Raw genomic sequence first — 13,837 nt, 5'->3', positions numbered from 1 at the left:
GCTGACGACCCAGCTCGGATGTGATCGAGCCGAACAGCTCGGGATCACGGTCAGACAGGGACTGGGTGAAAAATCCGGTATCACGGAGATTGGCGTTCATGGGGGCTCCACATGGCTGGGTAAGAATCTTGCGGATTTCCTATCGGAAACGGCACATGCGCAAAAGCTTTAAAGCGACGAATTGGCCCGCTGTGGCGTCAAGTCTGGCTTATCGGGGAAAGGTATGGTTGTTTCGGAACCAAATGTGCAAGACCGGAAACCGCAACAAATGATCCAGAGAATCGCTTTCCTCGCCAGCGACGTCAAAGTGGCCCAAACAGCCCGCGACGTGCTGGTGAAACGTTATGGAAACGCGGCACCGCGGGATGCCGATGTTGTCGTTGCACTGGGCGGTGACGGGTTCATGCTCCATACGCTGCACAGCATGCAGCACCTGGATACGCCGGTTTATGGCATGAACCGAGGAACAATCGGCTTTCTGATGAACGAGTTCCACGAAGCCGACCTTATGGCCCGTCTGGGCGAAGCCGAGGAAGAAGTCATCAACCCACTGGCCATGCGTGCGATGGATCAGTCAGGTAAGTTGCACGAAGCACTGGCGATCAACGAGGTGTCGCTGCTGCGCGCAGGGCCACAAGCCGCGCGCCTCAGGATAAGTGTCGATGGCCGTGTTCGCATGGATGAACTGGTCTGTGATGGCGCGTTGCTGTCCACGCCTGCCGGATCGACCGCCTATAACTACTCGGCTCACGGCCCGATTCTGCCAATTGGATCAGATGTTCTTGCCCTGACGGCTATTGCTGCATTCAGGCCGCGTCGGTGGCGCGGTGCGCTGTTGCCCAAGATCGCCAAGGTGCGTTTCGATGTGCTGGATGCGGACAAACGCCCGGTCATGGCCGATGCAGATTCGGTTTCATTCCCTGATATCGACTGGGTCGAGATCCGCTCTGAACCTGCAATCCAGCACCGCATTTTGTTCGACCCTGGGCATGGGTTGGAAGAGCGCCTGATATCCGAGCAATTCACCTAAATTTTGGGACTTACGAATTTTTTAGAAGTTGTGTGAAGCAGTTCACATGAGCTTCATTAACTTTCCGCTAATCTGATCTTGCCCGGAGAACACGTCTAGGTGGGAGTGAGTGGCCACCAAACGACGTTTTCGAACGATTGCGCAGTTTACGCGCTGGCGAGGGTAGGTGGTGCTACGCTCGTTAATGATATCTGGGCTTATTTTAGTAAGCGGACCCCGGGCACAAAACCCCGGGGTCTATTTTCGTTTTGGGTCGCACTACGTGTCCATCTTCTCCCACAAGGGCAAGCACATTTGACCGACGCGCGCCTCAATTGCGGCGGCGGCATCCACGGCCATATCTTCACGCCAGCGGCGGGCAGCGATCTGGACATTGATCGGCTGCGGGCCGCTGGGCAAATCCGCCAGCCGGGACGGAACGCAAGCGGCGGGCAGGCCAAGGAAGTTCATCGCATAGGAATAAACGGCGCATCCAAGTACCTCGTGCACCCCTTCGGCACCTTCGGTGTCCCGATCCGGTTTGAAGAATGGTTGCGGCAGGAAGGGCGACAAGACCAATGCGTAGTCTTCCATAAACAACGACCATTCACGGGCAAAGTGGGTGCGCTTGGCCAGCATTCGGATCAGGTCGGTTTCAACTATGGGCGGGAATTCCTGAAAATAGACGTCAAAGATCTCGCGGATGGTTTCAGATCCTGCCGCCTTGATGTCGTTTTGCATCAATGTCAGGACTTCGCCCATCAAGGCGCGATACCCTGACCGACCACACTCGAATACATCGGGCGGGTCGATCTCCTCCACCAGATAACCGGCGTCGACCAGCGCATCGCGGGCCGTGTTCAGCGCCTTGTCGACCTCGGGGTGTAGCGCATAGCCGAAGGTGTTTTTGGTGAAGGCCACTTTGATCGGATCATCCATGGCTTCCCCGCGCCACGGAATTGAAACGTGAAATGGATCGCGGGGGTCGGCGGCGATCAGGCTGGGCATGGACAGATGCAAGTCGGCGGCAGAGCGGGTGATTAGCCCCTGCACCGACATGGATTGTGCCAGAATTCCGCGTTCGACCTGTTGGCTCGGGTTCCACGCAGGGACACGCCCCAATCCGGGTTTAACCGTGACCGCGCCATTGGCCGCTGCGGGAAACCGCAGACTGCCGCCGATGTCGTTGCCATGCGCGAGCGCGCCGATCCCAGCCATCACGCCCGCACCGGCCCCGCCCGAAGACCCACCAGGCGAGATATGGCGGCCCCAAGGGTTGTGTGTCCGGCCATGCAGTGGGTTGTCTGTATCGGCGCGGAATGAGAATTCGGGCGTGTTCGTCCGTCCGATCACGATGGCTCCGGCATTCTGCAGATTGCGAACAACGGGCGCATCGTCGGGCGCGATTACGTCTTTCAGGGCAACAACACCGTTCGAGGTCGCACGCCCCTTTTGATCGACGTTAATTTTGATAGTGACGGGAACGCCATGCAACGGCCCCGCGGGTGCACCGCCTGCCACGGCCGCATCCAGTTCACGCGCACGCTCCAACGCCTCGGTGCTCAGGTCTTCGACCACCGCGTTCAGGTCTGGGTTGGTCTGATGCATTCGGTCGACTGCATTCTGAGTGACCTCCAACGCGCTCAACTCACCGTTGCGGGTCAAGGCGGTCAGGTCGGTGGCGTTCAGACGCCAGATATCGGTTTGTGTCATGGGCCCTCGCTGTCTTGGAATGACAGTAGGGGGCTTGTTTCAGGTTGCAAGAGAAAGACACGCGGGCGACGGATCGTCGCCCGCATGCCTGCTACTGAGCGTAGCCAAGGGTTTTTAACGCGTCGGTGATCTCGTCCAGAATAGCAGGATCATCGATGGTGGCTGGCATCTTGTAGTCCTTGCTGTCCGCAATCGACACCATCGTTCCACGCAGGATCTTGCCCGAGCGGGTCTTGGGAAGGCGGTCTACCACCACGGCTAGTTTGAACGCAGCGACCGGCCCGATCTTTTCGCGCACCAATTTGACGACGTCTTGAACCACCTCGCCATGGTCGCGGTCACAGCCTGCATTCAGGCAAAGGAACCCTACTGGCATTTGACCTTTCAACTGGTCGGTCACACCGATCACTGCACATTCGGCCACGTCGGGGTGGGCGGCCAGAACCTCTTCCATCCCGCCGGTCGACAAGCGGTGGCCAGCGACGTTGATCACGTCATCAGTGCGCGCCATGATGTAAAGGTAGCCATCCTCGTCGACCATGCCTGCATCGCCGGTCTCGTAATAACCGGGGAATTGGTTCAGGTATGAAATTTTGAACCGATCCTCGGCATTCCACAGCGTTGGCAAGGTGCCCGGGGGCAGGGGAAGCTTGATCGCAATTGCGCCCAGCTCACCGGGCTTCATCGGATGACCGCCTTCGTCCAATATCTGCACGTCATAGCCCGGCATCGGTTTGGCGGGTGAACCCAGCTTGACCGGCAGTTCCTCGATTCCCAGTGGGTTGCCGGCGATGGTCCATCCGGTTTCGGTCTGCCACCAATGATCGATCACCGGCACCTTCAGCGCGTCCTGCGCCCATTCGATCGTATCGGGATCAGCCCGCTCACCTGCCAGATATAAGGCGCGCAAGGAGGAGAGGTCATACTTCGCCAGCATTTCCCCCTTGGGATCTTCACGCTTCACGGCACGGATGGCGGTGGGGGCGGTGAAAAAGCTTTTGACCTTATGCTCGGAAATCACTCGCCAGAACGTGCCTGCGTCGGGCGTTCCAACGGGTTTGCCTTCAAACACAATCGTCGTGTTGCCGTGAATCAATGGAGCATAGCAAATGTAGGAGTGACCAACGACCCAGCCCACATCCGACGCTGCCCAGAACACATCGCCCGGATCGACATCGTAGATATTTTTCATCGTCCAGTTCAGCGCCACCAAATGGCCTGCGGTCGGACGCACAACGCCCTTGGGCGCGCCGGTCGTGCCGGAAGTATACAGGATGTATGCCGGATCATTGCCATCGACCGGGACGCATTCCGCCGGTTCGACTCCGTACTGGAAGCCATGCCAGTTGTAGTCGCGCCCTTCAATTAATTGCGCCACTTCCTGCTCGCGCTGGAAGACCACGCAGAACTCGGGCTTGTGGTTGGCCATGTCGATGGCCCCGTCGAGCAGCGGTTTGTAATGCACGACGCGACCCGGTTCCATCCCGCAGGATGCGGCGATGATGGCCTTGGGCTTGGCGTCGTCGATCCGAACAGCCAGCTCATTGCTGGCAAAGCCGCCGAAAACCACCGAGTGCACGGCCCCCAGACGGGCGCAAGCGAGCATGGCCTCCAGCGCTTCGGGGATCATTGGCATATAGATGATGACCCGGTCGCCCTTTTCCACGCCCTTGGCACGCAATGCCCCGGCCAGATTGGCCACGCGATTGCGCAGTTCGACATATGAAATCTCGCGCTTGGTGTGGGTGATCGGGCTGTCATAGATGATTGCGGCCTGTTCGCCGCGACCATTTTCGACATGCCGGTCGACCGCGTTCCAGCAGGTGTTCACTTTGGCATCGCTGAACCACTCATACAAAGGGGCGTTGTCGTCAAACAGGGCTTTGGTCGGCGGTTGAACCCAGTCAATTGCCTTTGCAGCGTTCATCCAAAAAGCCTCTGGATCCGATTTCCAGCCTTCGTAAATGTCCTGATATGCCACGGTGAACTCCTCCTAAATCTCCTTGAGAAATGTGTTATGTGGCCAAGGGGCACCGCACAAGCGAGCGCTGTGACGGAGCGTCACTTTATCGCAAAAAATTTGCAAGAATCCGCAGGTTGGCCTGCAAATTTTTGCAAATCATCGCCTTTTTGCTGACTTTTAAGGATCAATTTTGCGCTTTTGCAAAGTTGAATATTTTGGCGTGCAAATTATTGCCTGCTGTGAATCAAACAGGGCGCCGATACTGGCGCCCTGAATATTGTGCTCAGGTTTATTAACCGTAATGCGCTACGGGTGTACCCGCGATCGCCGCCATATTCAGCAATCCGCGCGCTGTGATCGACGGCGTCACGATATGCGCCTTGTTGCCCATGCCCATCAGGATCGGGCCGACCTCCAAGCCATCGGCCTTCATTTTCAGGATATTGCGCACTCCGCTCGCCGCATCCGCATGGGCAAAGATCAGAACGTTTGCTGTTCCTTTCAGGCGTGAGTTCGGGAAGATCCGCGAACGCAGGTCAGGGTCGAGGGCCAGATCCAGATTCATTTCACCTTCATATGTGAAATCGCGCGGCTCGGCGTCGAGGATATCCAGTGCCGCCCGCAACCTTTTGCCCGATCCTTCAGCCTGATTGCCAAACTGCGACTGAGAACAGAAGGCGATTTTAGGCTCGATCCCGAAACGCCGAACATGACGCGCGGCGCCAATGGTCGACTCGGCCAGCTCTTCGGGGGTTGGTAGCTGCCGAACATGGGTATCGGCAATGAACAGCGGTCCGTCCTCGAGGATCATCAGCGACAGCGCGCCATGCGGGTGCAGATCGACATCGCCCAGAACCTGTTCGACGTAGTTGAGGTGCCAACGATACTCGCCAAAGGTGCCGCAGATCATGCTGTCTGCCTCACCACGTTGCACCATGATGGCCGCAATGGCGGTGTTGTTCGTCCGCATGATCGCCTTTGCCAGGTCCGGCGTGACACCGCGGCGTTGCATGATCTCGTGATACGAGTTCCAGTAGTCGTAATATCGCGGGTCGTCTTGCGGGTTTACAATCTGGAAGTCTTTGCCGGGACGGACCGTCAGCCCCAACCGTTCGCATCGTGCATTGATCACTTCGGGGCGGCCGATCAGGATTGGGGTTTCGGTTGTTTCCTCAAGAATAGCCTGAGCTGCGCGCAGAACACGCTCGTCCTCGCCCTCGGCAAATACGATCCGGCGCGAGGCCACGGCCGCGGCCTCAAAGACCGGGCGCATCAGCAGGGCAGACTTGAAGACAGACTGATTCAACCGTTCTTTGTATGCCTCGAAGTCGTCGATCGGGCGCTTGGCCACACCGCTTTCCATCGCGGCTTTGGCAACGGCCGAGGACACGACGCCGACAAGGCGCGGGTCAAAGGGTTTGGGGATCAGATAATCGGGGCCAAATGTCAGTTGCTCACCTTTGTAGGCCGCAGCCGCCTCGGCGCTGGTCGTGGCGCGTGCCATCTCGGCGATCCCGTCCACACAGGCGATCTGCATTTCGTCGTTGATTTCGGTCGCACCCACATCCAGCGCGCCCCGGAAGATGAAGGGGAAACACAGCACGTTGTTGACCTGATTGGGAAAGTCGCTGCGGCCGGTGGCAATGATCGCGTCCGGCGCGACTTCGCGTGCGGCTTGTGGCAAAATTTCCGGGCTTGGATTGGCCAGCGCGAAGATGATCGGGCGCTTGGCCATCTTCTCAACCATCTCGGGCTTCAGGACGTTCGGCCCGCTAAGGCCAAGGAACAGGTCTGCATCGCCGATTACATCGTCCAGCGTGCGCAAATCCGTTTTTTGTGCGAATTGATCCTTGTGCGGGTTCATGTCCTCTTCACGGCCTTCATAGACAAGCCCGTGAATGTCGCACAGCCAGATATTCTCGCGTTTGACGCCCAGTTTGACCAGCATCATCAGGCAGGCAATTCCCGCCGCGCCGCCACCGGTTGAGACCACTTTGACGTCTTCAAAATTTTTGCCGGCGACGTGCAGCGCATTCTTGGCCGCGGCACCCACGACAATCGCGGTGCCGTGCTGGTCGTCGTGAAAGACCGGGATGTTCATCCGTTCCCGGCACAGCTTTTCGACAATAAAACAGTCCGGCGCCTTGATGTCTTCAAGGTTGATCGCGCCAAAGGTCGGTTCCAATGCGCAAACGATATCCGCCAGTTTCTCGGGGTCGGGTTGATCGAGCTCGATGTCAAAGCAATCGATCCCGGCGAATTTCTTGAACAAGACGGCCTTGCCTTCCATCACCGGTTTGGATGCAAGTGCGCCGATGTTTCCCAGCCCCAGAACAGCTGTCCCGTTTGAGACGACAGCTACCAGGTTCCCGCGTGCGGTATACAGCTCGGCGTTGGCAGGATCCGCTTTGATTTCCAGGCTGGCCTCTGCCACACCGGGCGAATAGGCGCGTGCCAGATCGCGGCCGTTCGCCATCGGTTTTGTCGCTTTGATTTCAAGCTTACCGGGCTTTGGATGGGCGTGATATTCAAGCGCGGCCTGCCGCAGGCTGGGTGTGTCCGACATCGGCGACTCAACTCCTCAGAAAATTTGATTTAGTGTTAAACTATTTCCCCGGCTTTGGCTACGCTACGTCATTTTGCAACAGTTTCGCTAAAGTTCACCGACATCCCGTTGAAAAGCGTCGCATTGCTTTTACATTCGGGCAACTTTGGAGCCAACTTAGACCTGTCGAGCACTGAAAGCCATAAATGAGCTATAAAGACGAAATTCAGGCCGGGACTGCCTTCCCGGCGGAACAAGTTGTGGTTGGTCCGGATCGCGCCGCTTACGTATCGGTTTTGCTGATCGCCATCCTTATCCTTGCCGCCGTCAGTATCTGGCCGGTTCAAGCCCTTGCTCTGAACGAAGAGGGGGGATTGTTCGAAACGATCTCGGCCGCAGCGCTTTTTGCCTCAGGTCTGGCCGCGCTCTGGCGCTATCCGGGCATCACCCGTCTTTATATTGCGCTGGTCTGTCTGTTGCTGGCGGAAAGAGAGCTTGAGGCGGAAATCTATCCAGTCGACAGCCTGCCATATTGGGTCCTTAACGGTTTGGACAGTGTGCTTGATATGACGTCGGTCCGGATTGTTCTGGCCGTCATCGTGATCGGAGGTGCCCTTTGGCACGGAGCCCCGACGGCATGGCGGGCGGCAAAGCGACGGGCGCCTTTTTTCGTAATTTTCGTGCTGGCGGGATTGCTGGCGGTAACCGCTCAGCTGCTCGAGGAATTTTCCGGAATTTACCAGGCAGATCTGTCCACACTTATGACGGTGCGGCTCTTTGTGCTGGAAGAAACGCTTGAGATGTTCTTTTCGATTGGCATTTTGGCCTCTGTTCTGATCGGATGGCCAAAATCCGATGCCGAAGAGACGCTGAATGACCTCGACCTTGAACAACAGCCAGACGCGCGCTGAAATCCGACTGCCCACCAGCGAACTGCGCGACGATATCCCGTTTTTCACAAAGACCCTCGGAATGAGGATGGATATGATCTATCCCGCTGACGATCCGAGTGTTGCCGTGTTTTCAGGCCACGGGTTGCGCCTTCGGGTTGAGAGGGACGCGCCTGAAGCGGCAGGCACGATCCGCATCCTGACAGACGATCCTGACGGTTTTGCGGGCGGACAGCGGACTCTGGTCGCGCCAAATGGTACACGGGTTGAGATTGATGAACTGAACCCGCCGATGGTGATGCCTGAAACGGTGCATTCCTTTGTGGTTCGCAGGCTCAAGGATCAGGCACCCTGGATCATCGGGCGGGCGGGGATGCATTACCGCGATCTGGTGCCAGATCGGCTGGGTGGGTCGATCATCGCCAGCCATATCCGTATCCCCGATGGGGGGCCGGTGCCGGATATGGTGCATTTCCACAAGGTCGGGTTTCAACTGATTTTCTGCATCCATGGTTGGGTCGACGTCGTGTACGAGGATCAGGGCGACAAAATGCGCCTGACAGCTGGGGATTGCTTTATCCAACCCCCAGAAATCCGCCACCGCGTTCTTGAAGCCTCGGATAATGTTCAGGTGATCGAAATCGGTGTTCCCGCCGAACATGTCACAGAAATCGACCACGAGATGGACCTGCCTACGCCGAATTTCCGCCCGGACCGCGAATGGCAAGGGCAGCGTTTTGTTTATAACAAAGCCGAGAATTCAGAGTGGGGACCATTTCGCCTGCCAGGATATATCTGTCGCGACACGACGATTGCCGAGAATACCAAGGGTGTTGCAGGCGTTCAGGTCGTACGAAAAGGGCAGGGTGAACCGGTCTGGGCGACGCATGACACGGATATCCATTTTACCTTCGTCATGACGGGCGAGGTAACTTTGGAAGGTGAAGGGCGCGACCCCTACCGTCTGGAACAAGGGGATGCGTTCGTGATCCCGCCCGGTATGCGCACCAAACTGTCCGAACCTTCTGATGATGTCGAATTGCTTGAAGTCACCCTTCCGGGGGTCTTCAATACCGATCTGGGCTAGGTGAGAATTTGCCTGGGAATCTTGTACTCGGGGGTTCAACTCCCCGGGCAGTTTCCTTTAGGGTGTGATTTTCTGACCAGTTGATCAAAAATGGGGAATCGCCATGACTTTGAAAGATGCAGCACTGTCTGTCCGGGAAAAAGCCTATGCGCCTTATTCCAACTTCAAAGTTGGAGCTGCACTCCGGTCAGCCAGCGGTGAGGTCTATTCCGGCTGTAACGTGGAAAATGTGGCGTATCCCGAGGGCACCTGTGCCGAGGCCGGAGCTATTGCCGCGATGGTCGCTGCGGGCGAACAGGAACTGTCCGAGGTCTATGTTGTTGCCTCAAGTCCGCAACCGGTTCCGCCGTGTGGCGGTTGCCGGCAAAAGTTGGCCGAATTTGGCAAGCGGGACGTCAAGGTGACGTTGGCGACCATGGATGGCGCCGAGTTTGTAACCACGATTGGACAATTGCTGCCGGGCGCTTTCGACGCCTCGCACATGGAGGACGTGTGACCCCATGGACGCCCGTTCGATCATTGCAAAACTGCGCCGGAATGAAGTGCCGACCGGAGATGAGCTAAACTGGTTCGCGCAAGGTTTGGCCGATGGTGGTGTCAGCGACGCTCAAGCGGGCGCTTTTGCCATGGCCGTCTGCATGGGCGGATTGGGTACCAAAGGGCGCGCCGATCTGACGATCGCAATGCGCGACAGCGGTGATGTGCTCAGCTGGGATTTCGATGGCCCGGTAATTGACAAACACTCGACCGGTGGGGTGGGAGACAGCGTAAGCCTCGTGCTCGCCCCTGCACTGGCTGAGATGGGGGCTTATGTCCCTATGATCTCGGGGCGGGGTCTGGGTCATACTGGCGGCACCCTGGACAAGCTTGAGGCCATTCCTGGTGTCAGCACCCAGATCGGTCAGGACCGCCTGACGCAGATTTTGCGCGAAACCGGCGCGGCCATTGTCGGGGCCACGGGGCAGATCGCCCCGGCAGACAAACGCCTTTATGCGATCCGTGATGTGACGGCGACCGTTGAAAGTCTGGACCTGATCACAGCGTCGATCCTGTCCAAGAAACTGGCTGCCAGCCCCGAGGCTTTGGTGCTGGACGTCAAGGTCGGCAGCGGTGCGTTCATGAAGACGATGGATGATGCGCGCAAACTGGCGCGGGCCTTGTCGGAAACTGCGAATGCAGCAGGTTGCCGGACCTCGGCGGTCATCACCGATATGCACCAACCTTTAGCGCCTGCGCTGGGCAATGCGTTGGAAGTGGCCGAGGTGATGAAGGTCATGACGCAAGACCCCTATGCCCCGCTGGCCGAAATCTCGGCCGAGTTGGGCGGGGTTCTGCTGGCGGATGCCGGGATGTTCGCAACCGCCGAAGAAGGGCGCGACAAGATCACGGATGTCATCCGCGACGGTCGCGTGGCGGAACGCTTTGGGCGTATGATGGCAGCCGTAGGCGCGCCGCTGCAGTTTGTTGAAAACTGGTCCCGGTACTTGCCAGAGGCCAGCGTGATCCTTGAGGTTCCGGCACCGACCAACGGACACATCAAAGCGATTAACGGTGAGGCGCTGGGCCTGACAGTTGTTGCACTGGGCGGCGGACGGCAGGTTGAAGACGACGTCATCAACCCGGCCGTGGGTTTGTCTGACATCGTCCGGCTGGGCGACAAAGTCGAGAAGGGCGCGCCTTTGGCGGTAATCCACGCTTCGCGGGAGGATGCCGCGTGGCGGGCCGCCCAGAGCGTTCTCAGCGCGATCACGATAGGTGCCGATGCCCCGGCAGAGCCCACTCTTGTCCACGAAAGGATTACGCCGTGACCCGCGCGTTTCTTGTGGTGATGGATTCGGTTGGCATCGGCGGCGCGCCGGATGCTGATCGGTTCTTTAATGGCGATGTGTCGGACACGGGTGCAAACACCCTGGCCCATATTTCACAGGCCTGCGCCGAAGGGCAGGCTGAAGACGGGCGCTCAGGCCCGCTGCACCTGCCAAACTTAGATGCGCTTGGATTGGGGGCGGCAACGCGGTTGGCATCGGGGTCGGAAACACCAGGGTTGGAATTAGATCCGTCTGGGCGCTGGGGGTGCGCGAGAGAGCATTCACTGGGCAAGGATACGCCTTCGGGCCACTGGGAGCTGGCCGGTCTGCCTGTGCCGTGGGATTGGCATTATTTCCCGGATACCACGCCAACCTTCCCCGCCGACTTAAGCCAGGCTGCGGCCCAGGCGGCTGGAACAGACGGAATTCTGGGTGATTGTCACGCCTCGGGCACGACCATTATCGCCGAATTGGGGGCCGAGCATATGCGGACCGGTTGGCCAATCTGCTACACTTCCGCCGACAGCGTGTTCCAGATCGCGGCACATGAAGAGAGCTTTGGCCTCGACCGCCTGCTGGACATGTGCAAGGCGCTTGCCCCGCGGTTGCATGAGATGAAAGTGGGGCGGGTGATCGCGCGACCATTCATAGGCTCACCCGATCAGGGCTTTACCCGCACCACCAACCGAAAGGATTTTGCTATCCTACCGCCGGCGCCGGTTTTGACCAATTGGGTGCAGGATGCGGGACGCCGCGTCCATGCGGTGGGCAAGATCGGTGACATCTTCTCGATGCAAGGGATCGACACGCTACGCAAAGGGTCGGATGCCGAGTTGATGGGCCACTTGTCCGATTTGGTCGATCAGGCCGAAGAAGGCAGCCTGACCTTCGCCAATTTTGTTGAATTCGACAGCCTCTATGGCCACCGCCGTGATATCAGCGGCTATGCCCGCGCCTTGGAATGGTTCGACCGCGAGATCGGTTTGATTCTGAACAAGCTGCGCCCGGGCGATCTTATGCTTTTGACCGCCGATCACGGCAATGACCCCAGTTGGATCGGAACCGACCACACGCGCGAACAGGCGCCCGTTCTGATCGCGGGGCAGGGCACGGGCCAAATCGGGGCCGTCGATTTTGCCGATGTCGCGGCAAGTATCGCACACCATCTCAACATTCCGGCACAAGGGCCGGGGAAGAGTTTTCTATGACCGTCGCAGACCTACCCAAAATCGAGTTGCACCTGCACCATGAAGGGGCAGCACCGCCTGAATTCATCCGTCAGCTTGCGCATGAAAAGCGCATAGACCTGAGCGGTATCTTTAAATCAGACGGAAGTTATGACTTCCGCGACTTCGCCCACTTTCTCAGTGTCTACGAGGCCGCCTGCGAGGTGCTTAAATCACCCGAGGATTTCCGTCGCCTGACCTTGGCCATTCTGGAGGAAAGTGCTGCGAATGGGGTAGTCTACTCGGAAACCTTCCTCAGCCCTGATTTCTGCGGCGGCGGGGATGTGCACGCCTGGCGTGACTATCTGAACGCCATTCAGGACGCGGCGGACGAGGCCGAGCGCAAGTTCGATATTACCCTGCGCGGCGTTGTCACGTGCGTCCGGCATTTCGGACCCGAACAGGCGAAACAAAGCGCCTATTGCGCAGCAGAAACCGCCGGCGAATGGATCACCGGGTTTGGCATGGGCGGTAATGAGGGCGTCGGGACGCAGGGCGATTACAAATGGGCCTTTGACTGCGCCCGCGAAGCTGGGTTGCGCCTGACCACCCATGCCGGAGAGTTCGGCGGCCCCGAAAGCGTACGCGATGCTGTTCGGGACCTCGGTGTCGAACGGGTCGGCCACGGCGTGCGGGCCATCGAGGACGACGATCTGATCCGGGAACTTGTCGACCGCGAAGTCACACTTGAAGTCTGCCCCGGTTCCAACGTGGTTCTGGGCCTGTTCCCCGATTTTGCGGCACATCCTATTGCCCGGTTGCGCGATCAGGGCGTGAACGTCACAGTTTCCACCGACGATCCGCCGTTTTTCCATACCACCATGCGGCGCGAATATGAGATGCTGCATCAGGCCTTTGGCTGGGACGCCGAGGATTTTGCGGCCCTGAACGACACAGCCCTGAACGCGGCCTTCTGCGATGATGATACCCGCGAACGGGTCAAGAAAAGACTGGAGAGAACATGAGCGAACACCTGACCGTCGTTGACCACCCGCTGGTGCAGCACAAACTGACGCTCATGCGGGACAAGGGCACCTCGACCGCCGTGTTCCGCCAGCTGTTGCGCGAGATTACGCTGCTGTTGGCCTATGAGGTCACGCGTGAGCTGAAGCTGACCACCCGGCACATCGAAACCCCAATGGAGGAAATGGACGCCCCCATTCTGGCCGGTAAAAAACTGGCTCTGGTGTCGATCCTGCGTGCAGGCAACGGAATGCTGGACGGGGTGCTGGAACTGGTCCCATCAGCGCGCGTAGGCTTTGTCGGGCTGTACCGCGACGAAAAAACCCTGAAACCCGTTCAGTATTACTTCAAAGCGCCCGAAGGTCTGAAGGATCGTCTGGTCATCGCGGTTGATCCGATGCTGGCAACCGGCAACAGCTCGGCCGCGGCGATTGATTTGCTGAAAGAAGCCGGGGCGACCGATATCCGTTTCCTCTGCCTGCTGGCCGCGCCCGAAGGCGTCGCCCGCATGAAAGAGGCGCATCCTGACGTGAACATCGTCACGGCGTCGCTGGATCGCGAGTTGAACTCAAAAGGGTATATCATGCCTGGGTTGGGCGATGCCGGCGACCGGATGTTCGGCACCAAGTAATC

Annotated in this window: 11 protein-coding genes; 8 read left to right on the top strand and 3 right to left on the bottom strand. The window is 58.5% G+C overall.

From position 1 onward, the window contains the following. The first annotated feature begins 268 nt into the window (after positions 1-268). On the top strand, positions 269-1,030 hold the full coding sequence (locus QMP16_RS19715) for an NAD kinase (RefSeq protein WP_282153773.1): 762 nt from the start codon (positions 269-271) through the stop codon (positions 1,028-1,030). Between the two features lie 258 nt (positions 1,031-1,288). Here QMP16_RS19715 and QMP16_RS19710 read toward each other — a convergent pair whose 3' ends face one another. The 3 genes from QMP16_RS19710 to QMP16_RS19700 form a co-directional block, all read right to left on the bottom strand. Beyond that, positions 1,289-2,722, bottom strand: a complete 1,434-nt coding sequence (locus QMP16_RS19710) for an amidase family protein (protein ID WP_282153772.1) — start codon at positions 2,720-2,722, stop codon at positions 1,289-1,291. 91 nt (positions 2,723-2,813) lie between these two features. Continuing rightward, positions 2,814-4,703: a propionate-CoA ligase PrpE gene (prpE, locus tag QMP16_RS19705; RefSeq protein ID WP_282153771.1), complete on the bottom strand. Its 1,890-nt coding sequence runs from the start codon at positions 4,701-4,703 to the stop codon at positions 2,814-2,816. 274 nt (positions 4,704-4,977) lie between these two features. Next, positions 4,978-7,251 (bottom strand): NADP-dependent malic enzyme, encoded by a 2,274-nt coding sequence (locus tag QMP16_RS19700; protein ID WP_282153770.1) that lies wholly within the window; start codon positions 7,249-7,251, stop codon positions 4,978-4,980. 185 nt (positions 7,252-7,436) lie between these two features. On the opposite strand from QMP16_RS19700, the gene QMP16_RS19695 reads away from it, so the two are divergent. From QMP16_RS19695 to upp, 7 genes are all read left to right on the top strand, one after another. After that, the gene (locus QMP16_RS19695; RefSeq protein ID WP_282153769.1) at positions 7,437-8,141 is read left to right on the top strand and encodes a hypothetical protein; all 705 of its coding nucleotides are present in this window, start codon (positions 7,437-7,439) and stop codon (positions 8,139-8,141) included. Next, entirely contained in the window at positions 8,104-9,207 is a 1,104-nt protein-coding gene (locus QMP16_RS19690; protein WP_282153768.1) for a cupin domain-containing protein, read from the top strand. Before QMP16_RS19695 ends, QMP16_RS19690 begins: the two co-directional genes overlap by 38 nt. A 103-nt stretch (positions 9,208-9,310) precedes the next feature. Continuing rightward, positions 9,311-9,703: a cytidine deaminase gene (locus QMP16_RS19685; RefSeq protein WP_282153767.1), complete on the top strand. Its 393-nt coding sequence runs from the start codon at positions 9,311-9,313 to the stop codon at positions 9,701-9,703. Between the two features lie 4 nt (positions 9,704-9,707). Further along, complete coding sequence (locus QMP16_RS19680; RefSeq protein WP_282153766.1) at positions 9,708-11,015, top strand: thymidine phosphorylase; 1,308 nt, start codon at positions 9,708-9,710, stop codon at positions 11,013-11,015. Further along, positions 11,012-12,223, top strand: coding sequence for a phosphopentomutase (locus tag QMP16_RS19675; protein ID WP_282153765.1), 1,212 nt, complete (start codon positions 11,012-11,014; stop codon positions 12,221-12,223). The genes QMP16_RS19680 and QMP16_RS19675 overlap by 4 nt, the downstream gene beginning before the upstream one ends. Next, positions 12,220-13,206 (top strand): adenosine deaminase, encoded by a 987-nt coding sequence (locus QMP16_RS19670; protein WP_282153764.1) that lies wholly within the window; start codon positions 12,220-12,222, stop codon positions 13,204-13,206. Before QMP16_RS19675 ends, QMP16_RS19670 begins: the two co-directional genes overlap by 4 nt. After that, positions 13,203-13,835, top strand: a complete 633-nt coding sequence (gene upp, locus QMP16_RS19665) for a uracil phosphoribosyltransferase (protein WP_282153763.1) — start codon at positions 13,203-13,205, stop codon at positions 13,833-13,835. The genes QMP16_RS19670 and upp overlap by 4 nt, the downstream gene beginning before the upstream one ends. Positions 13,836-13,837 lie beyond the last annotated feature (2 nt).

Source organism: Ruegeria atlantica, from assembly GCF_947495585.1.
Lineage (GTDB): Bacteria > Pseudomonadota > Alphaproteobacteria > Rhodobacterales > Rhodobacteraceae > Ruegeria > Ruegeria atlantica_G.
The sequence above is the reverse complement of the archived record's forward strand: the minus strand, read 5'-3'. Positions and strand labels throughout refer to the sequence as shown.